Here is a 25,974-nt window from a genome sequence, read left to right as displayed (position 1 = left end):
TCTGAGGCGCCAACGACAGGGCGTACCTTGAGGGGCGCTCGCGAAGGACGCAGCGGGAGGTTAAATCGCTGCGGCCCACGCGTCGTCAAATGACGCCGGGTAAAAACACCAAGTGAAATATGCAGCCAGCCCCGGTAACAAAAATTCTGCCGCACTTTGTCTGTTTTGCAAACACAATTCGGTGGAACCGAAATACATCTAGCGGGCATTCTGTTCCGGGGGCGGAACAATTCTGGTTTTCTACCGCTGCGAAGGGAGGGGGCGCTGCACAGAGACCCAGTCAATCTAGCCGGTGGGGACCCGGCTACTGGAATTACGCCGATAGGACCACTGCGGACGCAAGAGTTGCCTTGAGTCCTCAGCCCCTCGCTGAAATTAAGCTTTCCGGCGGGTTCTTTTTGACTGTGCGGGATTGAGCGCGTTCACATCCATAATGTTGATGGAGACGAGCGTGATCAGTTGGCTGTTAGTCATCATAATCGCGGCCAGCGTTGCGGTCCTGATAGCTCACGCGATTGACGCCATCCGCTCCTGAAGACGAGCGCACCGGCGGAAAGTGGCACCCAATCTGATGACAATTTGAAGAACGGAGCATCAGTCAGCTTGCTTGTAACGATCCGAAGTGGAGATACGGTTCTAGACTGATAAGGATTGTCGCCAAACATTACCAGTCGTGCACGGCGGTTCACTTGGACCCATCTCGCGCGACTGCCGCGGAATGCCCGGCCGCTTCGACGCCCCCGCCGGGATTGTCCGGTCCGGGCCAACCCGGCACAGCAGCAACTCGGACGTCGGGGGGAGTTGTTCGTCTTCAATGCGAGCCAACGGTCAACCTTTCGGCCCTTCCGGCAACTTAGGGCGCATCAGGAAGCATGCGCTCGCGCACGTTCGCGGGCTTCGCGCCGGCGCTGGCGACATTCGCGTAGGCGCTTCGCTCGCTCCAAGGGCTGCGGCAACCCTAGCACCGGCGCGGCAGCCGCTTCTATTGCGACCTTCTCAACCATAGGGTCTTCGCTTCGGCGCGCCTCCATGGACTCGAGCACGGCTCGCCCTTTGACCGTGATCATCCAGCCGCCATTTTGACGCTCAACGAGGCCGTCCGAAAAGATGTCCAGTCCGGGCACGCGCGCGGCCAGTCGCTTGGTGCGCTCGGCCCACTCCGGGCCGCTAGTGGCGAGGATCGCCACATGGCGGTTCAGGTCCGCCACCAAAGCGAACCTGTCCGGGTAGCTCACCAAGATCTTCAACACCGTCACCTGCAAGTTCAACCCGCACCTCGCCCGATCAAGGCTACGTCGTCGGCGCTTGTGTCAGGGCTTTTCGGCCGGTCTGCCGCAGCTTGTCCGGTGTCGTTCGCCGGTCTTTGCGGCTTCGAGGATCTTGCAGACCAAACTGGGTGCCGCAGGTGGATCCACAATCCCTGAAACGGAAGTCTGCGCGACCGCAAAGAGCCGTGCACGTGCCTGCGGCCATCATAACGCGCGGCTATCGACTTCATGGCGCGAGGTCATTTCCCATTCGCCGCGGGCAATCCCATGCTGACGAGCGTGAGCGGCAACTTTCGCCGCCACACACCCGAAGACAAGGGTCCACAATTAGGAGGGTACAAATGTCAGTGAAGCAGCCGGTTCTCACGCCGCCCCAAGGCGGTGAGACGGTGACCTCGACTGGGGCTCAAGCGTCGAGACGAAAGTGGAGAGCAGCCAGACCGGAGGCGAATATGGCACTGTCCTTCGGACAGTGCGCGCGGGGGAGGAGCCGCCGCTGCACACCCACTCGCGCGAGAACGAGCTGCTCTACGTTGTGCAGGGGCAGCTAATCGCGCGCGTCGGCGATGCCCGCGTCGACGTGGGGCCCGGCGCCTACGCGGCTCTTCCCCGCGGTGTGCCGCATACAATCGAGGTGGTCGGCGGTCAAGCGACCCTGCTGCTCAGCTTCGTGCTGGGTGGGCTGGAGCGCTTCTTGGTCCCCCGCAAAGGCGAGCAGCTCGATCCGGCCGCTTTCGGCCTAACGTTCCCGTAGGGCGGGGACCGGGTGCGCGGCGCTGGCGGCCGTGCGCCCGCTCGGGCCTGACTACAGACTGCGCGCGACTCTCGTACGACGCTTTTAATGGTCGTACGTCGCACGCCGTGCGACGAGGCGGATAATTAGGACCGAAGCCCATCCACTACTTTAACACGAGCCCTACCGGTCTGCGTTCACTCTTCATGCCTTCCTTCCGCACCTGCAATTCAAGCCTGTCGATGCCGGAATCGGCGCGAGCCGCATTGCGGGCGCGGTAGTGCTTCACGATGGTCTGCGCACTTCGGTTTGAATGCCCAGTGATGTCGCAGATCGTCAGCAAGTCGCAGCCTGCCCGATCGAGCAGCATGACGCAGCTATCACGTAAGTCCTGGTCCTTCTTTTGGTCGAGTTCGCCGGCTCCGTGACGAACATCAGCGTGGGCAAGGCTTCAGACGCCATGCTGCCTCATCGCTATTGCTGTCGCGTGCGGCCTGTGCACCCAGCTAGTCCGCTAATGCACGCTTGCGCCCATCGACCGCTCGAGCATGCTGCGCCTTATTCCCCTTCATCGAGAAGAAAAGGGGCAAACAGCCTATCGATATTTTCAATCAGTTCGGCGTTTAGTCGCTCTGCGCGGATAACTGACTGGCGCCCGTTGTCGCGCGCGAGAAAGCCGAAGATAGCAACGGCCCGGGCGGTAGACACCTAAATGCGAAATGCGCAGCCCCTTGCTCAAGCCTCACCACGCGAGGATGGTGAAGTTCACTCCCTTCAGGGCAGTCGAGCTGCACAGCCTCTACGCTCGTTCGCTAACGCAGGTTAAATCGGGTTCCAGTCACTCCTCGGGGGTTCGCTCCCCCGCGGCTCGCCGTCGCTGCGATTGAGTGCTCGGAGGCGACTGCAATGCAGGTACAGCCGAGGCGCGTCGCTCCGCCTCTTGGACTTTAAGCCGCAGATCTTCCAGATCTGACAGTTGACAAACGAGGTCGTTCAACCGTTGGACAAGAAGGATCGAGCTATAACCCTGCATCAACGCCCTCCTGAGTCTGCAGCTATCCAGACAGCAAAAGGACCCCAGCCTCAGGGCGGTGAAGCTGGGGCTATCGATCTGCCTTGGTGAAGGCAGCCGCCCCTTGGGAGGGCACGGGAAAACTCGGCAATCAGTAAGTCGTTCCAAGCCGAACAAAAATGAGCCTAGCCTTGGGACAATGGGGAAAGCTGGGGCCCGACTGCATCGCCCACTTGGGGAGAGCAATCGGGAAAACGCGGTAATTGGCGAGCCCGTACCAACCGCGGTGCCTCCGAAAACGTTAGCGGCCTCTGTCGTCCTTGCCGTTGGGGCTGCCATCGCCGCCGCCGTTACCCCACGGCTCGCTTTTTGCTCGCCTCCATAAGCGCGTGCGCCGGCGAGTGGGTCGCTCAATAGGCAGTGTCGACCGATCGAAAGCGCAGCCGGACGGCTGTAAATTAGATTGAAAGTCCGTATTTAATATAGTTTAATATCGAAATTAAATTGCGACGATTTTCAGGGTTTTGGGATCATGCCTCATTCTCCGTCCATCGTGCCTCATCCATATCCACGTGACGTCTATCTTGTGCTCGAGGATTATGGAGGTGGGCTCGGACGTGCCTGGAGCGAAACCTCCGAAGACGACACTGGTCGAGCGACGCTGATGCGCCAAATAATGGAAGGTCAATACAAGCACCCTGCTCGGATCGTAGTCTTCAACACGGTTGAGGGATGGTCGCGTGATGTAACCGTAGAGATCGCAGATGAACTGCGCCGCTGCTTTGTCGAGTTCGATGACATTGCGTCAGCCGCGTTGGAATTCATCGAGAGAGTTGGAAGGAGTTGATTGTGGTGCCCGCCCGTACCTTAGTTTGCGCTAATCTCACCAGCTTATCAGACATGAGGATGCTGCGGCAGCACGAACGAACAAGCTACCTCGGCGAGGCGTGAGACGAGCCTGGTGGGGTATACGGCCAGCCCGTTTATTATGTTTGATTGTGTTTGGAGCTGCCATGTCGGTGGGTTGGGATCGCGCTGTTGAATGGGACGGAAAGGTCCTCACGGGTTGGGTGGTCGTAAATGGCGTGGCCACCAAAGTGACTGCGGACCGAGCGACGATCCATGCCCGAGCTGCAGGGTTTAGCGATGCGCTTAGCTGGGAGATTAAGCGCTTTCGGACGGAAATCTTTGAAAAGCTGATGCCATTCTTCGTTCGTCAGAATACCTGATGGTAAGCTATGACCTTGCGTGTTCGGGATTTTTCCGCAGTGATGGACAACGTCGGACGCTTTCCTCATCTGCGAGATGACGAGCGTGGTACAGCGCAGCCGGGAAAGAGTTCGTTTTTCGGTGCCCGAAGTGAACACGGGGACACGCCCCTCCAATCCGTCGTTCGCAAAATCGCTGAAGAAATCGGCATAACGATCCACTCGGAGAATATCGCAGTGTCTGAAAAGGCGTGTATTTCCTTTGCGCGCGGCATAAACGGATCCGCGCCGGATACCGCGGAAAGTGAGCCGTTGATCGTTGAGGCCGAGGAGGTGGGCGGCATTCGAGACAACTCACGTCTCTTGCGGCCTTCGTGCTCCACCGTTTCCTGGCCTCCCGAATGACTGATGGCTGCAAGCGGGTTCTTTTTCTTTGTACAGGCAACTATTACCGCAGCCGGTTTGCGGAGGAACTATTCAATCACCTTGCTGAACAAGAGGAATTGCCTTGGCGAGCATTCTCCAGGGGTGCTGCCGAAAGGGGGGCGCCGGAGAACACGGGATCCATCTCCCGCTTTGCGCTCGAGGCGTTGCAAGCACTGGGAATTAGCCCGAGCAGGGCTGATGAACTTCCGCAGCCGTGCACCTTAGCTGACTGTCGGCAAGCAGATATCGTCATAGGATTGAAAGAGGCGGAGCATCGATCGATGGTCGAACGCCGCTTTCCGGCCCTCGCGGATCGGGTCCTATATTGGCAAGTGGACGATCTCGACGTCGCCGAGCCCGGCGATGCCCTGCCACACCTCGAGCTAATGGTCGCGAACCTGATCGCTATGTTGCGAACGGACGACCTGCGGTCCTAAAGGCCCGTTGGCGAGCCGGAGGTAGGAACGGTAGGAGACGCGGGGCAGCCTCCGCTCGATGGCGAGTCGTCAAGGTCCACGTTGATAGTCGTCAGGATGTAGCCGAAGGGTGAGCGCAAGGCATTCAGTTCCTCGACCTCGACCTCCATCCGTATTCCCCATGCGGAATCGTTGCGGTGATCTCGACGTCATTGCCGGCCGACACGCGCCACGCTGCCACCCCGAAGCACAAGGTCAGCGTCAGGGCGAGGGCAAGCAGAAGCATAGAGACGAAATGGCTCACGCGCGTGTACCCGCAAATCCGAAACCCCTTGAGAGCGTGCACAGAGGCCCGATTCGTAAAATGCAGACGATCTGACCCATCGGCTGTTTTCCCCATCCTTACACGGGGCCAAAAGCGCTCACGATCCCGATCGTGATCGACACGAGCGCGACCACCACCCACAGAGCGGGCGAGCTGGAGGACAGGCCAACGACCAGTATCAAAACACCGATACCCACGAGGGCCGCTGAGATTGCGTAGGCGACTGCCTTTTCCATCTGTCGATCCACGACAACAAGGGATCGGTCGCACAAGCAGGACTCGAGGCAAATCGAAACGTTCCTTTCTCGATTTAATTCGGTTTCAAATTCCATTTAATTATGTTTTTGCGACTTAATTTCGCCAAATTAAAAGGCGCTTTCTGCGCACTGGGGCAGGGCTATTAACCCGGAGTCCTGCATGTTCAATCGAGTAGTCGTAGCTTTAGTGCTCGTTTTTACGACATCCATTTCTTCTGAAGCGCGCCCCTTGCGCGCCGCTTCGCCACCAGAATGCAACGTGATTATGCCGTGCGACTTTTCATCTTCGCTGGTGCAGGCGCAGAGATACACGAGACCGGCACCGCGCCTGCAGCGAAGTGCCGTTGCTAGCCTACGGATGTCTGTGGCCAGCTCAGGGGCCTTAACTAGTGAGATCGTCAGCGGTCGTCCGGCCGGTTGCCCTCGCTCGTTCTGCGGATGTGGTGCGGCGATACGAGTGTTTGGTCGGGTAGTACCGGAACTGAACCTCGCAGCCAATTGGCTGCGCTTTCCCCGCACCTCGCCAGCACCGGGAATGGTTGCCGCGCGACGTGGACACGTCTTCGTCCTTGAACAGCACATCGCCGGTGACATCTGGAAGGCGTACGATGCCAACTCAGGTGGGCACGCAACGCGAATTCACCCGCGCTCCCTGCGAGGGTACACCATCGTCAACCCTCATGCGGCCTAGGGCCATCGCGCAGCGTTCCCACTAGATTTTTCTCGCCACGTTCCGGAGCATTCGGCTCGCGGCTTCCGCCCAAAAACAGGGCCGCAGCGGTTTTCGCCGCGGCCCTGAAGTGGCAACTTGATTCTGCGCCGGCTTGTTCTCGCAGTTTGTCCCGAACACCGAGGTTGATAGGTCCGCCATCATGGAAAGCTTCAATGCAGCCAAGGCGTTCGATGACGATCATTGGTGTTCACTTCAGAACGATAGAATTCGACGATGCGGTGCTTCATTGAGACCCGGACACGATAACCAGCGGATATCCACGCTCTCGCTTGAGGACCTGCTCTCTTCAGTGTGCTCCACCACGCAGTGAAGGTGTAGGCCGATCTCGGCAGAGGCTTCCCCAAGATCGCTTCAATTTCTGAAAAGGTCAGGCGGAGACTTTGACCGTTCTCCGTTCGGAGCCTTTCATGCAATGGCTGGTAAATCGACCTCGGCATGCGAGCACTATGTCGACAAAATGGGCCGGCTGCCCGGCATTAGAATAGCAGTCTGGTGCATATAGAGCGCGGAGGCAAAAGGCATTATCATTCTGGTCTGCAAGACCTCGCGGAGCCTGACGCAGCGATGTCTCTTCAGTGTTCCCTTAGCTCTAGGTCTCTCAGCAGCACGTGGAGAAAGTCGCTGGCGTGGTCATAGCGTTTACGACCATTCACGATCTTGCGGGTGCGCGGCTCCAGTGTGTTGGCGATGGCTTCCGCGCCGGGTAGATCAGCCTGGTGCGACCACTGCTGTAGCAGCCGATCCGGAATGTCTTGAGCGGATCCAAACAGCTTCAACACACAATATTTGCCATCGTGCTTGCGATCAGCTTTCACAGAAAAAGCGAATAACCCTCGAAAGGTATTACGGGAAACGGCAGGTTTTGCCATTAACATCCCCCAACGTAAAATCGACTCGCTTTAAGTCTAGAAATCTGACGCGTTAACAAAATAAAATCCAGCGGAATTTAATCGCTTGCCTTCGAAAAAGAGGTCATCAGAACTGACGTAAATCGAAGCACCGTCTGTCACAGCTCGCGCCGTCCTGCGTCTCCGATACCCTATGCTGCTACGGGACAGTCGACCTTAGCAGGCGGCCGGGTAGGACGGGCGGGCCAAGGGCTGCCCCGCAAAATTGCTACCAGACCTCGCAAGTGACTGAGACGACCGATGTTCGCTCAACCCTCTCCCGAAGTCGCTCTCGTGCGCATGATCAGATAGTCGGTCTGGCGCTGCCCGGTGAATAGCGCGCGATAGATCTGTCCCCGATCAAGGCCAGTTCAATTTGCATCGGCTGCGGCGACCCACTCGATCGGAATGGAGCGACCGCAGGCCGGCACCTAGCCGCTCGGTAGGCATTGTCTGGTCGCCATTTTATGGTTTGACGTAGGTCCATCCCTGCTCCTGCAACTGCATCACCCTAACGACGCCCGACCTCACCACTTGGGCTTGGGCAACGATCGGAATGTCTTTGTTTTCGGCCTTTTGCATTTTCTCTTGCGTGTTTCCACAGGCTTTGAATGATACTTCCGGCGTGCTCAGAGCCATTTCCTCAATTCGCGCTTTCACCGGCGACGTGTCATCGCGGAGCATATGGAGGCCGGGGCCGAAGGTAATCACCTCAACTTTCACCCCTTCACCAACCTCCTTGTAGTATTGCGCGACGTTGAGTGCATTGTTCAATGCAAGATTCATTGACGCGGAGTCGCTTGTGTTGACCTGAAGGATTAAGCGGTGCTCTTTCTTGGCAGCAGACGATGGCGCGATGCGCGCCAGCTCAAATTGTTTTGGCGTCGCGGCCCGCGCCGATGAATTCGCGTGCGTTCTGGCCGCGCCATATGTTGAGGCTGCAGGCAAACTAGGCTGTGCCGGGAGCAGGCGAGTCTCCTGTGCCGCGGAACTAGACAGCCCGACCAGGAGCGAGATGATTGTCGCGATCATCGCTGTGATAATCTTCGGAAATTTGGGCATTATGTTGTTTCTCCAAGCAAGCTGAGGTTCATGATCAATTGTTGGGCTTCGCGATCGCGCGTGGCCATTTGCATGTTGCCGCCAATTTTGCACGCACGCTCTCGATACCATCGAGAGCGAACACTGCACCGGCGCCGGTCCCCGTTCGGCGTGACACATGCACGGAAAGTGCGCTGTGGCCGGGGATCGATTGCAACAGGCGAACGACATCGCTTTCAAGCGCGACACCGCGCGCTGACGTGATTGTCGAGACCTGAAAAGGTAGATCATCATTGATGCGCAGGGAAAGGGTGTAATCCTCGCGGCGGCCCGAAAGGCCGGCTCCATCAAGCAACACTTCGGTCAGGCCGCCGCGACAGCGTATCGACAGGCTCATTGCTGCGTCGGAACTGCCCCCTTGAGATGGCAGTGTAGCCTTGATGATCGATGAATAATCAACTGGCGAGGTGGTCTCGCTGACGATCCACGCCCCGGCTCCATTTGCGGACCGATCAGAGACGCGAACCGGCGCCATAGGGTCTTCGGCGCCTCGGGGCCGAGCGAGGTCATTTGCGATCGCGAGCGTCACGACGAGAGCGATCAGGGTGAACGTCATTGTGTCGCCTGGCTCGAACGCGGCAGACGATCGAGCCAGGCCTGCGCCGCGGGAAAACGCGTCAGGCCAGGGACCGTCGCCGCCAAGTTGATGGACTTCCATTTCGGATCGAAACCGGGCTCCTGCAGCTTGTTGATCCGCGAGAACAGGCGGTCGACAAAGCGCGCCACACGATGAAAGCGATTGGATTTGGTCGGCCAATTGAAAGCGACCAGCACGGTCGGAACGGCAATAGTTGTCACGCGTTCCCCCTGCCTGATCAAGTTCGGGTAATCAGCTGCGTCCAGCCAAGATGGCAGATAATAATCTTCAAACTTGCTCTCGTAGGGGACCGGCAAGAACTTGAAGCCGGCATCCCAGCGACCACGTATGAATGCATCCACCGGCTTTGATGTTATGAAAACGACGGCGGCCAGCTCACCCCTGCGCATTTGTTCCATCGCAACCTGATGTGGGATGAATGCCTTATCGACCTCGATCCCCAGCCGGCTGAAGATCAGCGGGCCCGAATAAGCTGCGGCGGTACCTTGGGTGTTGAAATTGACCTTCTTTCCGACCAGATCACTCAAGCTCTGAATTTCGGGCCTGACGAATACGTGCAGTTCAGATGGAAACAGGTTGAGCACATAGGTGATCCGTCGCTGGATGTCCGGCACTTGGCTCTTGTACTCGTCAAGTGCGTCGGAATTGATGATTGCTGCATCAATGCCCCGCAAATACAGCAGCGAATTGACGTTTTCGGTTGCGCCACGGGTCACGATGGGCAGCACGTGGAGGTCCGTTCCATCATCGGCCACCCGCGCCATTTCCGCGGCAAGCCGAATGGGAGCTCCTTCCAGCAGACCTCCGGCAATTCCAACAGTCCAATCGTTCATGGCCGCAATTTCCGCCCTTGCATGATCCGCACGTGCCCGCGGAGTCTGCTGGGCAATTGCTGGGCAACAGCCCATGATCAGAAGCGGAGCGGCTATCACGATGAGGAGAAACCAAGAGCGTATTCCAATCAGCTGCTTCATCGATCCGGCTCCCCTGGGAACGTCTATTCTGTTTTGTCCGCTGCGCTCTTCACTCCGACACGTAAGTTTAAGTTCGATCTGACTAGTCGATACAGCGCACGACCATTTGTCTGCACCGATGGTGCTAACGACCAAGTGCGTCGAATCGCTCCCTTGCCTCCTTGACCCCTCCGGCTGCTGCTCTGGCGTAAAGCTCTCGCGCCTTGGACGTGTCGCCGCGCGTTCCGCTCGAGCCCCATTTTGCAAGCAGGCTCGGATCATACGTTTCGGCGAGGGCGAAACTCGCCGGTGCGCTCCCTAATTCAGCAGCACGCTCCAGGACAACTCGTGCCGCGCCAATGTCGCCTTGTCGAAGCAATCCGGTTGCGCGAGCGATCAATCGCACGAGCTCGGCGGCGTTTTCGTTCCCGAGAACCGGGGATGGCGCCTTAGGCTCAGCTGCTGTGACCACGAGCTCTCGCGCGATCTGCGCGGGCGGAGCCTGCGGCGATCCCAGCAGCAGTGTTCGGAGCAGCTCCCTTGTTGGTGAATTGCCGGCTCCGCCTTCACCCGATACCCCGGCGGGTAGCCACGGTCCGACATTCGGGCGTGCTGCGGCAAGTTCTTGCTCATGTCGGCCGGATTGGTTGCATTCTCGCCGGAGCTGCTTTTTCAACTGTTCGGCTCGATCATCGTTTGCCGCGGCTTGCGCTTCATACGCGAACAGCTTGGAACGCGCCAACGAGAGCTCTTGCGCCAGCGCATCTGCTCTTTCGTGCTCTTCCCTCAATGAGAGCTTCAGTTTGGCCGAGGTATTCTCCGCCGTTCGGTTCGCCTGCGCCGTCTCTTCGATTGCCTTCGCGATCTGCTGGGATCGGTTGTCGAGCTCGATTCGCGTCGTCGCGAGCGTCTCATCCAGCTGTTTGGTACGATCGTGCTCCTGTCGGAGGCTTGCCTGTAGCTGAGCCTCCGCTGCCTCTTTTGCACTGATCTCTGCGGCTTGTCTGGTTACCTCTGCCGACTGGGTCTCCAGGTCGTGATGAGCGGCTGTCAGATTCTGCTCCAGCCGGTTTGCCCGATCTTTCTCCCGCTCGACAGCTTGTTGCAGGTCTCTCGGATCACTCTGTGCCCGGCGTTCGGGTTCGCGACCCTCGGGGCCGATTTCGCGGCTTAGCCGTGCCTGCACTTCGAAATCGTTGCGCGCCTTGACAAGTTCCTGTTCCAGACGCTGCGTATGCAAGCGCTCCTCCCGGAGCGATTTCTGCAGCTTATCGGTTTCATTCTCGGTGGCCTCCGCAATGCTGGTCCATTGCTCGCGTGCATGCTGCAACAGCCCCAGCACGGTATCCTGCTCCCGTCGGCATGTTCGAAGGTCAGCAGCAAGGGCCTGTATCCTCTCCTGTTCTGCGGCGAGCACTTGCCGCGATCGCTCGGTATTGCTGATTGTGGCTTGTGCGAGCTTCAGGGGGGGCGTATCGGCAGATGGTTTCAGCCGCGCCGCGCGCCACCCTCCCGAGCCGGTCGCGCCGCGCAGGTGCGTCGCCATGACATGGGCGTCGCTCGCCGGCCGATTTGGCTGCTGCGCGAGAACGGGTATGGTCAATGCCGATATTACCGTCAGGACAGTCGGTGCAACCCACGCCGACCTTGTTGCGCAGGTGAGCGCACAGCTACGAACACAATCCGAGGCAATCCACACGTCTGCGCGAACGGGCGATCCAAGGCCCGGCGCTGCCTGCATCGGCGCTTGTGCCCACATCCGCGACATTAATGCGTCAATCCGTTTCCCAATTGCAATTATCGATAGGCAAAATAAACTATATTATAATTTATTCAATGATTTATATCGCAATTTAATTTCGGCCGATGCGGCCGGTCGCTTGAGAAGGAGATCGTCCAATGCTCCACCGAATCCCTTCGCTGATCGTTGCGATTATCACGAGCGTATCTGTGCTGGCCCTGGCCCAAGCAGGCGGCGCAGTGGCGGGCTCCGCGGGTGCCGGCACTGGGACGGGCACGGGCAGCGCCAACACTGGCGGGTCAGCTCCGTCCGGCATGGGTACAAATGCGAGCAGCGCCAACCCTGGTCCATCGGCGCCTCCAGGAATGGGGACACGAGACGTTGGTACCGGTGCAAACCTGAACCGCACCAGTCAAACCAACAGCCCGGACGTTCAACCCGCCACATCGAAGTCGCGGGCGGCGGCGCAGGCCAAAAGAAATGCCGGCGCTGGCCACGCTCAAAATGGTCTGCCGATCGGAGCTATTGGCACCGGCACGAGCAACGAGGAGCAGATGATCGTTGGGCCGTCACCTAACCGAAAAATACCGGCAGCGAAGGTCGACGGAAATATCGCTGGAGCAGTTGGTAGGGGCTCCGGCCTTTCGGACCAGGTGAGCCGGCCGCGCGCCGCACGAGCTGGGGAAAAAGTGCTGGACGCCAAAGTGCTAGTCCAACGGCGAACGACAGTTTCGCATAAGCGTATTCCCGACCCAGAAAACAGAACTCGGTAGTCTGAGCGGACCGAGCCGGGCAGCTGAGCGCGCTTTGTCGGCCCTGCTCAGGTCTGCGCGCCGCCAGACGAAGGCAGGGCTTGCTTCTCCATGGGGCGCCTTGAAGAGGACTGACGCCCGGCACACGGCCGAGCGGGATTTGGGCTAGGCGAGAGCATTCACGCGGTTATGCGAGCGCTCGATTCCGCGGCCTTCGGATCATGTCCGATCGGTCGGAGCGAGGAGCCAGCCGTGCATCGTTCGAAATGCTCGCGAAGCATGTCATTAGCCAAGTGCTCCCAGAACTCAGCTTCGGCGAGAAGCTTCCAGCTTCGATCAGGATGATGCGCAGAAGTCTGTCGGCACAGCGACGCCATCGCGCGCAAGCGGCGTACGGTCTCCATCCACTCCTCCCATTTAGTTTTCCCTCACCTTATTTTCTGTTTTAGGTCATATTAATTATGATTATACCAGATAACCAAATTTGCCTTCCATGGTGCGCCTACCGAGACGATTGACGCGAACGACTTTCGCTTTGCTTTCAAATTGTCTTTCGGATGAAGCGCTGCTTCATAAAACTAAAAACAGACAAAAAGTCAGGCTTAAACCAACTCAGGTGCGGACATGATCCGCAGCATGCCGCTCGTGGATGATCTCGGTCAAAGCCGGAAAGGGATCCAAGTGCAGCACTTTTCCTAGCACAGAGCCTTCACTCGCATCGGCCTGCCTTGAAACTCCGCTGCGCGCACGCCTCATTGGAGAGCGATCGGGCGGCTTGGAGCTTTGTATCGGAGGCTTCAGGGTCGATCCGTGGAACGATCGTCTTCGAGTTCGCTGAAATTGCGCGCGCCGCTCGCCATCATTGAATCCGCGTGCGGCAACTCGTCCCAAACCGGGGCCTACGCATCCGTGGCGCCGGCCTTAATCTCGCTCTTTCTCCGAGGCTTCGCCCTTCCGCCCTTCGCACTTGCTCTCGTAGCCTCTGCAATTGGGCAAGCAGGCTAACGAGCTCCATCGCCGTTTGACGCAGAACAGCCAAGCGGCTGCAAGCCCCACTACTCACTACAATACCCCCCAACAGGCCCTTGCAGGATCAGCGATCGGAAGCGTTAGTTTGCGCCGACCTGCCGGTGTGACGCTTAACTTACGGTTCATGCGGGCGTCAGTTCGCTTTACGACGATAGACCAAAATATTTCGCATCCCTCCCGTAAGCCCTGGCAGAAGCCGCCAAGACAGGAATCTGGATGAACGCTGCGCCATGATTGAGCGCATCCAGTCCGTACCAAGACTAGTTCCCAGCCGGTGCGGCAGCCATGCCGCAACAGGTCAACTCCGCACGCGCGGCGTCAAATGAGGCGGTTGGCCCAAATTCGTGTAATGCTAGTTAGTTCGGCTCCGCGTCTGTACCGAAGCCCGCTACGCATCAGAACAGCGGCGCTTCCTCGAATATCTCCCTGGGCCGCACGACCGGCTCATCGACCCAGGCCTCGCGAGCGAACCAGTTGTGATTGGCGCGACAGACCGGGCAACGAGTATTGCCATAAAACACAACGCTCCGCAGGAAAGCCTCACGGTCCGACCTAATACCAGTAGGAATCGCGCGACCGGTTTGCGGACATTTGACCATGATCATTCCCATGCGAGCCTCCCTAGGAAATTATTCGTTGTCGAAACAAAAGGGAACCGGCCGGCTGGAGTGCGTCGTCATCTCGGTGTGGGTTACTTGGGGGGGCATCGCACACTGGGAGTGCTTGTTCGAGCAGGGCGGATTGCTCGTGACGACGTTTTTCCAACCGGCCGGATCGCTGCTTGAGCGATTCCTTTGACGCCGCCGCTCTTTGGCTCGGCAGCGCGGGCGTTAATTATTCGTCTCTCGAAAGCTCCTGGGGCGCCACTGAAAATGGGCCAATCTGAGCGGGTGGGAGTTTTGCGCGCGCTATGCCGCTCGCGACGAAGACGAAGACGATCATGTCGCCCGTGATGGGCAAATTGGCTAATTCGATCACCGGTTTCACTCCACTCTCGTCAGCGAAATATTCTTCGTTAGGATTTAATCCTGCAAATTAAGCCTTGCGCTGTCGGTCTGGTTTGCGACGCTCGTAAGGTTTTATTTTTGCTGTCCTGCACGCAGGAGGCCAAGATCATCGCGGCGTTTTCTGCGACGCTGTTCTCGGTCGGCTGTTATTTCCACGCAGGGCCCGCTTCTTGGTATTTGAATGGTTGCATCCGGTTCAAACATGAAATAAATATTGATTATATTGAGATCATATAAATCTCGTTGTTAATTGTTGTCAATGACGTAAGCTGTTTTCGTCATTTTTTTGGTCGGAGGAGACGATGCGGGAATCAGTCAAGAAGAAGCGCAACTCCACCTCGGCTGCGAAGCAGTTGGCTCAAATGCGCGAGAAACTAGCGAGCATCAGCGAGAGGGAGCGCGTTCTACGAGAGCGGAGTGCTGCTCGCGAACTTTACCGCTATCTGCTGGACTCTCACCGGTTGACCGCGCCGGCGACCTTTCTCGGAGGACAAGTGTTGAATATTTCTCCATCTGGGGTGAACGAGGGTGGTCAGCTGGCGGCGTGACCCGAGGCCGTAGGGTCATTCGAAACGAATCCCAGTCAGGCGATGTGCATCCGCACTGAAGGTGAATTTGCGCCGCTGTAGCACGGCGATCAAGCCGAGTTTCCTCGGCAACTGCAGCTCGTTTGAACGCGCCGCGGACAGGACATTGCAGGATCAGGATGTTGTCGCCGTCGCGTCGACACGACGGAGAAACAGATATCGTCGCTATCGGGCATAGCCATGCTGGAAAAAACATCGGCAGAGGTGGTGTTGAGACCCGCCGCGGGTGCCGTCTTCGCGCTGCTGGACGGTCGACCAGTGCTTTTCAGCGAGACAGGGCAGAAGATCTATGAGTTGGACCAGGTAGGGGCGTTCATTTGGTGCAAGTTGGCACAAGGCGCTTTTTTGGAAGAGGTCCATCAGGAACTTGGGCAGCTAGGCATTGGCGCGCGCGCAGCGCGCGAGTTCACATGGCAGGCAATGAACGTCTGGATCGATCGAGGGTTGCTCGATCTCGACTGGCGAATGTCGGCCGATTGCGCCTTCTCAACAGTTCTTGCTCAGCGCAGGATCAGCGTCCGGGCTGCAAATCGGGGCCTCTTACAACGGTTGATTTCGCTGTTTTGTATTACGAACGACAGCGGCGAGGAGGAGGATATTGCGATCGAGACAATGATGCTCGGCGATCGGGTATTTTTCCGCGGGAATGACGCGAGCATCCATAGATGTGAGGCCGCAGCTCTGGCCCCTACAATCAAAGCTCACATCACCGAGCGACTTATCCGAAGCAATCAATGGGCTTTCGCGCTCCACGCCGCTTCTCTTGTCAAGTGCGGCAAGGGCTTGCTGCTGTGCGGCCAACCGGGAGCCGGCAAGTCGACTCTGGCGCTAGAACTGGTAGACGCTGGATTTCAGTATGCCGGCGATGACGTTGCGCTGATTGGGGCTGACGGAACGATCTGCGGCATCCCATTTGCCCTCACCCTCAAGCAGGGATCGTGGCGGCTGCTATCCCGACTGTATGGCGACTGGAACGACGTGACGCACCGCCGGTCCGATGGCGCCGAAGTGCGGTATCTGCCGATTCCCGATGCGCACAATGGGAGCCTCTCTGCCAACTGGATCATCTTTCTGAACCGGGTTGCAAGCGGCCCCGTCGAACTGACCCCCCTGGATCAGCTTGATTCGATCAAGCGGCTCATTGAGGGCGCTTTTGCCGCAGACGGGAAGCTGTCGCAGTCCGGCTTTTTCGCTTTGAAGCGGATTGTTGCGGGCGCACGATCGTTCCAACTTATCTATTCGGAATCGGCGCAGGCTCGACAGCTGCTGATGGACTTGTGCAATGACAAGGCATAGTGCGGCACTGACAAGCCTATGCAACTGCTTGCGAGGCTTGCCGCCCGTCGAAGTGAAGTGGACCTCCGTCATCGGGCTCGCAAACCAGACGTTGACGACGCCTGCGCTCATTGACTTCGTCGATCAATTTGCATCGGTGTTGCCAGAGGACGTGTGCACCTATATTCGCCAGATCCATCGCCGAAACGTGCTGCGCAACGATCGGTTGGCCGGTCAATTGGAAGAGGCCGTCATTGCGATGAACGGCCAGGGAGTTACGCCGGTGTTGCTCAAGGGTGCGGCAACGCTAGCCACAGCACCTGTCGAGCGGCGAGGAGTTCGGCTGATGTGTGATCTGGATATTATGGTCATGCCGGACGAAGCTGAAAGTGCAGTCACCGCTCTGCGCGCGATTGGCTATCAAATTCATGAGCGGACCCTTCCCAACAGCAAGAGATGGTATGTCGAGTTGAACCGGCCCCGGGATGTCGGAACCATTGATCTGCAGCAGGGCGCTTTAGACCCGGCGTACCTTGACCGTGGCCCGGGAAATGCTCTGAACCATTGCGTCCCTGCGCGCTTTGGGCGGGGAAGCGCGTATGTTCCCACGCCCACCTACCGAGCGCTTATGTTGATCATCCACGATCAGTTTCAAGACTTTGGCTATTGGCTCGGTGACCTCGATCTGCGACATCTTCTTGAATTGCGAGATCTGAACAGTTCCGTCGGGGGCATCGATTGGAGTGAGCTTACCTCTCATGTCTCGAGCGGATTGATGAAGAACGCAGTCGAAACCCAGCTACTTGCTCTCGCTGCGCTGCTTGGAGTCGAGGTCCCGCACTCGATGCGGTGCCGACTGATTCCTCGTCTGCAGTTCAAGCGACAATTGATCCAAGCACGCTTTCCGGCCACACGTGTGCCATTCCTCGCAATGACGGTCTTGGACCTCAGAAATTACCGGAGGAGGATGACCTCTGGCTACGCGCAAGCCGGCTTGCGCGGGCGTGGATTGTGGTCTGTGCCAAGAGGGTCCACTTTACAGTTTCTGTTGAGCGCGACCACGACGGTTCGTGCCGGAAAAGTCTAAGGCCAGTAACGGTCACACGAGCGCCTTCGGGGGGATTGGAGATTCCTCAACGGAAGGGAGTTTTCCATCAGCCGCCTCCAGAGCGCGCATCAGGTGGCAGATTTTCGGAATCCTCAGGGCCCAACATTTGTGCAGTTGCGCAGTGCTAGGAATGCCCTTGACCACCCGCATTCCGATCAGACGACTCGTCGTTCTCGCGAATCCTGAACTCTTCGAGCGTGTGCCCCGATTGGAGCGCGGCAACTAGCCAGCGAGGCTGTTTACCACGTCCCGACCAAGTCTCTGTCGGGCGGAGTGGATTGAAGTATTTTGGCACGACTTTCGGGTATTTGCGGCGCGGCGGCTCGCTCGTTCCGGCGTTGGCGGCCCGTCTTTCAGCTTCACCGAATTGATCCGGCTGGTTGAGTTGCGCAAGACGTTTTTCGAGCTCTCGCTTCTCGACTGTGATCTTTTCGGCAAGTATCTTTGTCAGCTCTTCGTGAAGGAGCCAGAGTTCCTCAAAGTCCATGGCTTCGAGATCTTGCCGACGCATAGCATTCTCGTCACCGTTCGACTGGCGCCTGATCCATCTGTCATCCTCGGCTTACGAGCACATCATTGCCCGAACGCCCAAAACAAACGATGGACCAAAGCCAGTGCTTCAAATCGACGCTACAATAAATAAAATGATATATTATTTAATAATTATTTACTAGGGTTATTTTATTAAATGGGGGCTTGGCAGCCCAATGACTTGCTGCAAAGCAAGAAAGGGGAGTATCTCAATCGAGTTCCTCCCGGCGTCTTCAACTCGGGGCATCCTTCCCCGGCTGCACCCGGATATTCGGGACCTGAAGCTCAAATCGCGGTCAGGCAGCTAGCGCTGAGGGACATTGAGTTCGTTGGCGCTGGCGCATATTCGAAGGCCGCAATATCGAGATTGCCCAGAACAAAGGACAGCGTACGGCAACCTATTCATCGAGAACATTGCGTCGCGATGACGCGTAGGGCGCTTGATGTGATCCCGTCATATCAGTTCGCTTGAATGGTTCCACGGTTGCCCGCAGGACGTGTGAAATTCACCCCTCCGAGATTAAATTATGAGGATAGCCTATTGTTTTGGCTTGATTGACTGTTGCGGCGCAGTTATCTGGAATGCGGATTTAAGTACGGTTCCATACATTTTGTTGGGTAAATCGAGTTCACCATCTTGATTAATGTCCATCTGGGACATATCAAGTTTGGCGCAACTACAGGATGCGCGCATGCCAGCTAAGAAACTCGAATTAGACTCAATGTCCCTTGACGATCTCTGGTCGCTTCATGAGGAAATTAGCGGGATCCTATCGGATCGGATTAAGGCAGAAAAGCACGAATTGGAGAAGCGCCTGGCGGTTCTCGGGGGCGGGACGGCCGTTTTGGCGGATTCAAGCGGGTCCGGCGTGTCTCCTGCCGCCAAAGCGAGACGCAAATATCCGCGGGTGCTGCCGAAATACCGGAACCCCCAGACGTCAGAGACCTGGTCGGGGCGTGGCAAGCGGCCCCGGTGGTTGGTTGCTGCTATGAAGTCTGGCCGGAGAATTGAGGACTTTCGCATAGGGGATGCAAGTCCGAAGCTTCGTCAGCGCGCATAACCTAATCTGCATTGATCGACGGGATGGTTGCGGTCAAGTGGCCGGCGCGGCGCCGTGATCCTGTGCGCCTAGTAGGCGTTGCGTCCCCGCAGCACTTCGATGGGAGTTTGCAGCAGGATTACGAGATCAAGCCGAAGGCTCCAGTTGTCGATGTACCACAGATCGTATTGTACGCGTGTTTCGACCGTGATGGATGTGGGGGTTGGACCACGGCAGCCATGGACTTGGGCCCATCCGGTCAATCCTGGCCTGACCCTGCGGCGCAAGGCGTAGTTCCGCACGAGCTTGTCGAATTCTCCGTCGTGAGCCAAGGCATGAGGACGGGGACCGACCAGCGACATGCTGCCGTCGAGAACATTTAGCAGCTGTGGCAGTTCGTCGAAGCTTGTCCGACGCAGCCATTTGCCGACGCGGGTGACGCGTCGGTCTAGGCGATGGGCCTGAAGGATCGCGGGCCCGTCCTCGAGCACATGCATCGTCCGGAATTTGCTGATCAGGAAGATCCGGCCATTAAAACCACAGCGTTGCTGTCGAAAGAATATGGGGCCGGGCGAGTCCAGCTTGATTGCAAGTGCGGCCAGCACAAGCAGCGGGGCAAGTATCGTCAAGGCGAGCGCGGCGCCGAAAAGGTCAATGATTCGTTTGGTCGCACAGTCCAGCTGCGTAAGCGGACCACGCTGGAGTTCAACACAAACCGCACTTCCAAGGCTTCGCGTGGGATGTCGAAGCAATTCGGATGTCGTACCGACCGGCACGAACACAACGGGTAGCGGCAAGACCCGCAAATCGGCAACGAAGGCCCGGAGTTCGGGCCATCGTTCCGGGTTCGCTTCCACAACCACCTCGTCGAGCTCGGAGCTGCGAATGTAGTCAATCACGCGAGCCGTGAGCCGCCTTCGACAGGCAGGACTGAAGCCGATTGGGGGCAAGCTGAACCGGCCTCGGACGCAATAACCATGCATCGCGAGCGTTTCAGACAGTCCGGCGTTTTTCGATTGCGGCTGGTCGCTAACCAGAATAATGTTTGTGCTGGCGAATTTTCTGCCGCTCAGGCCCCTCCCGAGAAGCGCTCTCACTCCCCACCGCTCGGCCATCAGCAAGCCGAGGCCCAGGACCGCGAAAAGTGTGCCCGCTTGGTGAGAAGAGCCCGGACCAATTGCAAAGCCGTACACGGCCCATATCAAGAGCAACAATGACGTCCATGCAATCCAGAGGGCGCGCATCTGACTTCGCAGGACGAGAAGCTCAGCTGGCCGATAAAGGCCGTGGGTCTTCAAGAGGCAAACCAGACATGCTGCGCTGACGAGCGCCAGGCCAAGTGCGTTGCTTAAGTCGCCTGCAGCCCACCCATTCTGAGCTTGGCACAGCCACATCGAAACGACGCTCGCAAAAACAATGGTCGCAACATCCGCACAGGGCGCCACGTATTCGATCGAGTCGTACCGGAGGGGCCATTTGTGCTGGCGGGAAAGTGACGGCCCGGGACTGACACGATCCGTAACCTCCCGATCGGGGAAATGTCGGTTCACGAAATTCATTGTCAGGACACCTGCGGTTAATATTTAATATATTATTAATTAATCCGATCTTTCAAGAGAAAAGTACTCGTTTGGCTATTTAATATGTCGCACTGCTCGGAGATCTATCGAGACCCCTGTCGGGAATTCCGCGCGCGCATGCTGTCGAGGTACGACGGATCCAGCTCCGAAATCAGGTTCTCGAGATAGACCTTCCCGTCGGCTGAGGCTAACCGGTATGCAGCCACAAGCGCCGGCCTGAGGGCAGGCCGATGCGTAACGATGAAACTGACATCGCGCTTGATCAAGTCACGGAATTCAAGCTCCCATACCACAGCGTCTGTGGCGAACGCGACGGATAGCCGTAACGGAAGCAGATCCAAATCATTCGGCGCGGTATAGTACGACATCTTGAGCATCGCTGCCGTCCCAGACCGGGTCAAATCGTGCTTCGATGCCGCCGCGAGCATGAGCCAAATGTCGCCGCGAAACGGCGAAGAGCGTAATGCACGGGCAAACGCATTCGAAGCCACCGGAAGAGCCGTCTTTTGCTCGTCTGCGGATAATGCCGGATCCCAGCTGGATCTCGATTCCCCTCGGATCCATAGGTCTTCACGTGCTGCCGCAACTGAAGCCGGTTTCGAGATCGCATTCGGCCATGCTGCGGTCAATACGCCTGTCGGCAAAGAAGAATGACCACCGAGATACCAGGCGGGCAAGACCATCCAAATTGCCTGCACGAGCAGTGTGATACCAAGAACCATCAGAGCAACGCGGGGCCAGGCGGTGACAAGAGCTGACGCGAATCTTGGACGAGATGCCGGAGCTGGACCGCCCATCCAATCTGAGTTCTCTTTCGATCCCGGGGATATGGCGTCACGGCCTGCGCCGGGGACGCTTTGACCGAACGCCAGTCCAAAAACCGCGGCGATCAAAAGTGATGCGCCCAAATCCAAAATTTCATGGTCGGCAAAGGCCAGTACCGTCAGTGTAATCGAAGCGCCAGCGCCCAAGGCTGGGTACTCGTAATCGTAAGCTCGCGACAGAGACCGCCTGATCAGAATACAAGCGCCGAGCATTGCTACAACCACGAGACTGCAAAGGAACGCCCACCCCATATCCACAACGATTGCGGCGGCGGCCGTTGGCCTTTCTCGCAGCGCACCGCTTCCGATGTCCCGATAAATCGGCAAAAGAACGGCCGAAGCGCCTGCACCGGATCCCGCCGGTCGGACGTCCTGTAGCATCCGTTCTGTCGCGATCTGGCTGCTCGTTGACAAAGCGATCGTCAGATCGGTGTTCGTCCTGAACGGAATGACCGTCACGCTGGCAATAAGAAATATTACGGCGGTTGCGAGAACGCCAGCGGTACCCCACAAACCGAAGAACCACCTGCGAATTGCGAAGACCGAGAGCAGGATTCCTGATCCGAGGAGCGCGGCAACGACGGCGGTCGAGTTGGTCCGAATGAGCAGCGCCGCCATGCAGACAGTCATTGCGATGATCGCGGCGGACAGAGCTGGGAGCGGGACTGGCCCAATTGTTCCTGGCCGACTGCGGCGCCGAAATTGATCGACTGCGCGTATTGCCGTCGCGCAGGAGAGCAAGAGGCCGAGCACTGCGACGGTTGAGCCATCGGGCCCGGCGACGCCAGCAGTTGCCTTAACGAACCACATAGCTGTGGTGATCGTGGCTATCAACAGCAGGATATGCAGGACTTGCGCTGCACGATATCGGTCAAGTGTGACGACGGCAGTGACAAGGGCAGCGGCGAGCACAGCGCAATACTGGGCGAACGAGAACATCGTCGCCCCGGTATCGACCGTGATTATTTCGGCGAGGGGTTCGTTCAAGGCCGCCGATGCAGTCGCCCAGATGGCATTGCCGAGCGTGCCCATAGGCATCGGCACTGCCTGTGACGCCATCCAGAGCGCCGGAGTCGCAAGCACAACGCCCAGACCAGGCCGGAGCAGCTTGGCGAGCCCGAGGGAGGCGGATGATGGAACGATCGCAACGACCAGCGCAGCCGTTGCAAGTACGAACGACGCCAATATCCTGATTTGCAGGCTTTCTGGCATTGCGAGCGTCGCGATGATCGCCACTAACTCGGCTAACATGACAAGCCGGATAATCATGTAAACACCATCTTGTGGTGCGGCCACTCCGCTGATCCGCTAGCCGGAGAACGTGGAGCCGCTACGAGACAGCCTTAAGACCCGGAAAGGCCATAACGGATGTAGTGGCTATCATGATAGTAGTAGCTCCGATGTCCGTCATATCGAGCCATGGCCTTGGTATCCGTTTTGCTGAGAACCGCCCCAATCAGCGATTCGTGAATGTTGGGTGCCGTGTGCAATGCGTGCTGCACGACATCTATTTTGGTCCGGCCCCATTCAACAACGAGAATGTAGCAGTCTATTAGAGATGAAGTGGCTCGGACATCAACTAGGGGGGTCAGGGGAGGAAGGTCGACGATGACGTAGTCATAGTCAGCTCGCAAACGGTCGAACAACTTGCTTATCGCGTCGGCGCAAAGAATTTCGCTGGTGTGAAGCAGAGGTCCCCGCCGCACGGCGGGTAGAAATGCAAGATTGGTTGTCGGATCCCGCCAAATTGCGTCCGCGAGGGAGCGGCTGCCGTTTGCAACTTCGATGATTCCGGCGAGGGCTTTGGGCGCAAAGATAGCAGATAGCGAGGGATTCCTGAGGTCGCAATCGACGATGATGGCTTTCTTGCCCGTGTGCCCGATCAATTGCGCGAGCGAGGCAGCAATCGTGGTCTTGCCCTCATTCGGTAGGGCCGAGGTAATCCCGATGACCTGGGAGGAGATTTTTGCCGGATTGTGGTCGATGGCTAGCTTGATGGAGCGAATTGCCTCGGTATATCGAGAAAGCGGCATCCCGACCACGGTCCGATGAACTGCGGTCGGCGACGAAACTATCCGTTGCTGAACATCATCATCGGTTTGCTGGAGGCGAACTGATGGCTTCGGGGATTTGCGGGCCGGTAGCAATGGGACCGAAGAAATGCAAGGCAATTCCAGCACGGTTTCCACTTGTGAAGAGGTACGAAAGACGCGGTCCATGACGTCTCTGAGCAGCGCCAAGCCGATGCCCAGCGCGAGACCGCCGAGGATCCCGAGCGTCAGCACCAACCTTGTCTTAGGCTTGCTCTTGCTCGGCGGCGGCGAAGCAGGAAAAACGACCCGCGTTTCCGAGATCGGGAATGTCTCCTGCTGTGCAGAGCCCATGTAACGCTGCAGGAAAGTCTCGTGCAAGCTCCGCAAGCCCTTTGCTCGGCTCTCCAGATCCTTGATAGTCAGCTCAGCAGAATTGACTGAACGGGACTGAGAGACGGCCTTGGCCAGCTGCTTTTCGATTTCTTCCTGCCGCTGTTTGGCGAACTCGAATTCGCTTCGGCTGACTTCGGCAAGTCTCTTGACCTCGTCGAAGATGGAGGCGCGAAATTCCCGGATGCGGTTACGGACACTGACAACCGCCAGGTGGTCGCGACCGACCCTGGCTGTCAACTCGGCCTCTCGCCGCGTGAGTTCCAGATATTGTTGGCGGAGCCCCGTAATGATCTGACTGTTTGTCGCATCGGCCCCGATAGCATCCAGATTGATCATCGGGGGCGGCTTTTGCGGATCGGAGGTAAGGAGAGATTCATACCGAGCCAACTTGGCCGTGGCCTCAGAGGTCTGAGCGCGTGCGGCAGCCAGTCGATTGTTGATTTCTGTGATCTGCCGCTCGTCGATGGGCTTTCCGTCCAAAGACACGATATTGTTCTGGGCCTTGTAGACATCGACGGCACGTTGCGCAGCGAGGGCTTGGTCACCGAGATCGCGCAGCCTCTCCTGCAGCCAGCTTGTTGCCCTGCGATTGGCATCGAATTTTGCATTGAGCTGGTCCGCAACATAGGTATTGGCTACCGCGTTGACGATCTCCGCGGCTCGGGCTGCGTTGCTCGAACTGAAATTGATTTCAATGACGTTGCTGAACCCGACACGTCCTGTTGAAAGCCGACTCAGAAATGCGTCTACCAGAGCGTCCGATGGTTCGCCCTTCGTATCGGGCGGGTTATCTTTCCTCGATCCAGTCGGTGCCCATGACCGAATTCGTTGCCAGAGCGACTGTAGAGATAGCCCTGACGCACTAAAGTCCGGATCGTCAGCCAGTTTCAACTGGTCGATGACCGCGACCGCAGTGGCCTTTGATCTCAGGAGCTGAAGCTGGGTCTCGATTTGATTGAGATCGAAAGCCGTCTCGGCGAGCAGTGATTGCTGCTGGACAAATAGGGGCCTTGGATTAGCCAACAGGATCTGAACCTGCGCCGTATAGGTTGGAGTCACCAAACGGAGATAGAGCATGCTGGCCGCAGTTGCGAGTGTAGCAGTGACAAGGATTACGAGATATTGGCGTCGTAGAAGCCCGATGCCGTAATTGATGACGTCGCTGATTCCTCCGCCGTCTGCCTGAGCGGGTTGAGCCAGGTTCACCGGCAGCCGCAGTCTATCCGTGTGTTGAAGATTGTTCTGGAGCATCACGTACCTGTCCGACGGTGGGGTCACGTTGGGGCCGCCCGCCCGTAGACCAACGTTCAGGCAGGACGTCCGGGCGCTGGGAGATTATATACATTAAAAAAATCTGCTTGCCAAATTAAATGAATCCTATATTAATTAAGTTGAGATATAAATAAGGACGAGGCAGTCGCTCCGGCGCGGTGCCGACAAAACAGACGATATTTCCGTAGCTTGCGGCGACCGTATTTGGATCGAAAATAATGTAAGCGTTCAGAGGCGGATTGGCGGACGGAGAAATTAATTCTATCGATGATTATGGTCCGCTGCTTGAAACCCGATTGAAATTAAGGACCGGCAGGAGGTGCCTAATGCTGGAACTGCGATCCTTGGCTATCCCCGATGTCAAAGTAATTCGAGCAGATCGCATTTCCGACGGCCGCGGCTACTTCTGTGAGACCTTTCAGCGCTCGGCTTTTGCTGCGAAGGGAATCTTGCATGACTTCGTTCAGGATAATCAGTCCAGCTCAGATCGGATCGGCACGGTGCGCGGCTTGCATTTCCAGCGACCGCCTTTCGCCCAGGCCAAACTCATACGGGTGTTGAATGGGGCCATTCTCGATATTGCCGTTGATCTCCGACGTTCATCGCCCGACTTTGGCAAGCACATCGCCATCCAGTTGGATAGCGAAAGCGGTGAGCAGGTGTTCATTCCGAAGGGATTCGCGCATGGTTTCTGTACGCTGCAGCCCAAGACCGTGGTCTTGTACAAGGTCGATCAGGTCTACGCCCCGAGCCATGACGGCGGCGTCTATTGGGCTGATCCCGCACTAGCGATCAAGTGGCCCGTCACACCGTCAGAGGCTCAGATATCGCCAAAGGACCAGATTTTGCCTACGCTCAACCAGCTTGCTTGCATTTTCGAATAGT

The 25,974-nt window shown here is 57.6% G+C and carries 23 protein-coding genes; 7 read left to right on the top strand and 16 right to left on the bottom strand.

What is annotated here, in order from left to right; genetic code table 11:
• Positions 1-863: 863 nt before the first annotated feature.
• The gene (locus IVA75_RS00370; protein ID WP_247282808.1) at positions 864-1,268 is read right to left on the bottom strand and encodes a hypothetical protein; all 405 of its coding nucleotides are present in this window, start codon (positions 1,266-1,268) and stop codon (positions 864-866) included.
• Positions 1,269-1,692: 424 nt separating this feature from the next.
• Between IVA75_RS00370 and IVA75_RS00365 the strand changes: the two genes are divergently transcribed.
• Positions 1,693-2,022, top strand: a complete 330-nt coding sequence (locus IVA75_RS00365) for a cupin domain-containing protein (protein ID WP_247282809.1) — start codon at positions 1,693-1,695, stop codon at positions 2,020-2,022.
• Positions 2,023-2,167: 145 nt separating this feature from the next.
• On the opposite strand, the gene IVA75_RS00360 is transcribed toward IVA75_RS00365, so the two are convergent.
• Both IVA75_RS00360 and IVA75_RS00355 read right to left on the bottom strand, forming a co-directional pair.
• Complete coding sequence (locus IVA75_RS00360; protein WP_247282810.1) at positions 2,168-2,371, bottom strand: hypothetical protein; 204 nt, start codon at positions 2,369-2,371, stop codon at positions 2,168-2,170.
• A 1,628-nt stretch (positions 2,372-3,999) separates the two neighbouring features.
• Positions 4,000-4,443, bottom strand: a complete 444-nt coding sequence (locus IVA75_RS00355) for a hypothetical protein (protein ID WP_247282811.1) — start codon at positions 4,441-4,443, stop codon at positions 4,000-4,002.
• 179 nt (positions 4,444-4,622) lie between these two features.
• Here IVA75_RS00355 and IVA75_RS00350 point away from each other — a divergent pair, with 179 nt between their 5' ends.
• Positions 4,623-5,084: a low molecular weight phosphatase family protein gene (locus IVA75_RS00350; protein WP_247282812.1), complete on the top strand. Its 462-nt coding sequence runs from the start codon at positions 4,623-4,625 to the stop codon at positions 5,082-5,084.
• 381 nt (positions 5,085-5,465) lie between these two features.
• Here IVA75_RS00350 and IVA75_RS00345 read toward each other — a convergent pair whose 3' ends face one another.
• From IVA75_RS00345 to IVA75_RS00300, 9 genes are all read right to left on the bottom strand, one after another.
• A complete protein-coding gene (locus IVA75_RS00345) occupies positions 5,466-5,624 on the bottom strand; it encodes a hypothetical protein (protein WP_247282813.1) in 159 nt (52 codons plus the stop codon).
• A 692-nt stretch (positions 5,625-6,316) separates the two neighbouring features.
• Positions 6,317-6,559 (bottom strand): hypothetical protein, encoded by a 243-nt coding sequence (locus IVA75_RS00335; RefSeq protein ID WP_247282815.1) that lies wholly within the window; start codon positions 6,557-6,559, stop codon positions 6,317-6,319.
• A 391-nt stretch (positions 6,560-6,950) separates the two neighbouring features.
• Complete coding sequence (locus tag IVA75_RS00330; RefSeq protein ID WP_247282816.1) at positions 6,951-7,247, bottom strand: hypothetical protein; 297 nt, start codon at positions 7,245-7,247, stop codon at positions 6,951-6,953.
• A 483-nt stretch (positions 7,248-7,730) separates the two neighbouring features.
• Complete coding sequence (locus IVA75_RS00325) at positions 7,731-8,327, bottom strand: DsrE family protein (protein WP_247282817.1); 597 nt, start codon at positions 8,325-8,327, stop codon at positions 7,731-7,733.
• A gap of 34 nt (positions 8,328-8,361) precedes the next feature.
• Positions 8,362-8,922, bottom strand: coding sequence for a hypothetical protein (locus IVA75_RS00320; protein WP_247282818.1), 561 nt, complete (start codon positions 8,920-8,922; stop codon positions 8,362-8,364).
• Entirely contained in the window at positions 8,919-9,938 is a 1,020-nt protein-coding gene (locus tag IVA75_RS00315; protein ID WP_247282819.1) for a TAXI family TRAP transporter solute-binding subunit, read from the bottom strand. The genes IVA75_RS00320 and IVA75_RS00315 overlap by 4 nt, the downstream gene beginning before the upstream one ends.
• A gap of 124 nt (positions 9,939-10,062) precedes the next feature.
• Positions 10,063-11,463, bottom strand: coding sequence for a hypothetical protein (locus IVA75_RS00310; protein ID WP_247282820.1), 1,401 nt, complete (start codon positions 11,461-11,463; stop codon positions 10,063-10,065).
• Between the two features lie 2,371 nt (positions 11,464-13,834).
• A complete protein-coding gene (locus IVA75_RS00305; RefSeq protein WP_247282821.1) occupies positions 13,835-14,050 on the bottom strand; it encodes a hypothetical protein in 216 nt (71 codons plus the stop codon).
• Between the two features lie 223 nt (positions 14,051-14,273).
• Positions 14,274-14,426, bottom strand: coding sequence for a hypothetical protein (locus IVA75_RS00300; RefSeq protein WP_247282822.1), 153 nt, complete (start codon positions 14,424-14,426; stop codon positions 14,274-14,276).
• A gap of 322 nt (positions 14,427-14,748) precedes the next feature.
• On the opposite strand from IVA75_RS00300, the gene IVA75_RS00295 reads away from it, so the two are divergent.
• The 3 genes from IVA75_RS00295 to IVA75_RS00285 all read left to right on the top strand — a co-directional run bounded on the left by IVA75_RS00295 (position 14,749) and on the right by IVA75_RS00285 (position 17,395).
• Complete coding sequence (locus IVA75_RS00295; RefSeq protein ID WP_247282823.1) at positions 14,749-14,994, top strand: hypothetical protein; 246 nt, start codon at positions 14,749-14,751, stop codon at positions 14,992-14,994.
• A gap of 219 nt (positions 14,995-15,213) precedes the next feature.
• Positions 15,214-16,329, top strand: a complete 1,116-nt coding sequence (locus tag IVA75_RS00290; protein WP_247282824.1) for a serine/threonine protein kinase — start codon at positions 15,214-15,216, stop codon at positions 16,327-16,329.
• The gene (locus IVA75_RS00285) at positions 16,316-17,395 is read left to right on the top strand and encodes a nucleotidyltransferase family protein (protein ID WP_247358357.1); all 1,080 of its coding nucleotides are present in this window, start codon (positions 16,316-16,318) and stop codon (positions 17,393-17,395) included. Before IVA75_RS00290 ends, IVA75_RS00285 begins: the two co-directional genes overlap by 14 nt.
• A 145-nt stretch (positions 17,396-17,540) precedes the next feature.
• On the opposite strand, the gene IVA75_RS00280 is transcribed toward IVA75_RS00285, so the two are convergent.
• Entirely contained in the window at positions 17,541-17,927 is a 387-nt protein-coding gene (locus tag IVA75_RS00280; RefSeq protein WP_247282826.1) for an H-NS histone family protein, read from the bottom strand.
• 712 nt (positions 17,928-18,639) lie between these two features.
• Between IVA75_RS00280 and IVA75_RS00275 the strand changes: the two genes are divergently transcribed.
• Complete coding sequence (locus IVA75_RS00275; RefSeq protein ID WP_247282827.1) at positions 18,640-19,008, top strand: H-NS histone family protein; 369 nt, start codon at positions 18,640-18,642, stop codon at positions 19,006-19,008.
• Positions 19,009-19,076: 68 nt separating this feature from the next.
• Here the strand turns inward: IVA75_RS00275 and IVA75_RS00270 are convergent, their stop codons facing one another.
• The 3 genes from IVA75_RS00270 to IVA75_RS00260 all read right to left on the bottom strand — a co-directional run bounded on the left by IVA75_RS00270 (position 19,077) and on the right by IVA75_RS00260 (position 25,068).
• Complete coding sequence (locus IVA75_RS00270) at positions 19,077-20,546, bottom strand: exopolysaccharide biosynthesis polyprenyl glycosylphosphotransferase (protein ID WP_247282828.1); 1,470 nt, start codon at positions 20,544-20,546, stop codon at positions 19,077-19,079.
• A 104-nt stretch (positions 20,547-20,650) separates the two neighbouring features.
• Positions 20,651-22,687 carry a hypothetical protein gene (locus IVA75_RS00265; RefSeq protein ID WP_247282829.1) on the bottom strand — a complete coding sequence of 679 codons (2,037 nt, stop codon included), beginning with the start codon at positions 22,685-22,687 and terminating at the stop codon, positions 20,651-20,653.
• Between the two features lie 47 nt (positions 22,688-22,734).
• Positions 22,735-25,068: an AAA family ATPase gene (locus IVA75_RS00260; RefSeq protein WP_247282883.1), complete on the bottom strand. Its 2,334-nt coding sequence runs from the start codon at positions 25,066-25,068 to the stop codon at positions 22,735-22,737.
• A 347-nt stretch (positions 25,069-25,415) separates the two neighbouring features.
• On the opposite strand from IVA75_RS00260, the gene rfbC reads away from it, so the two are divergent.
• Positions 25,416-25,973, top strand: coding sequence for a dTDP-4-dehydrorhamnose 3,5-epimerase (gene rfbC / locus IVA75_RS00255; RefSeq protein WP_247282830.1), 558 nt, complete (start codon positions 25,416-25,418; stop codon positions 25,971-25,973).
• Position 25,974 lies beyond the last annotated feature (1 nt).

It is taken from the genome of Bradyrhizobium sp. 134, assembly GCF_023074155.1.
Lineage (GTDB): Bacteria > Pseudomonadota > Alphaproteobacteria > Rhizobiales > Xanthobacteraceae > Bradyrhizobium.
The sequence above is the reverse complement of the archived record's forward strand: the minus strand, read 5'-3'. Positions and strand labels throughout refer to the sequence as shown.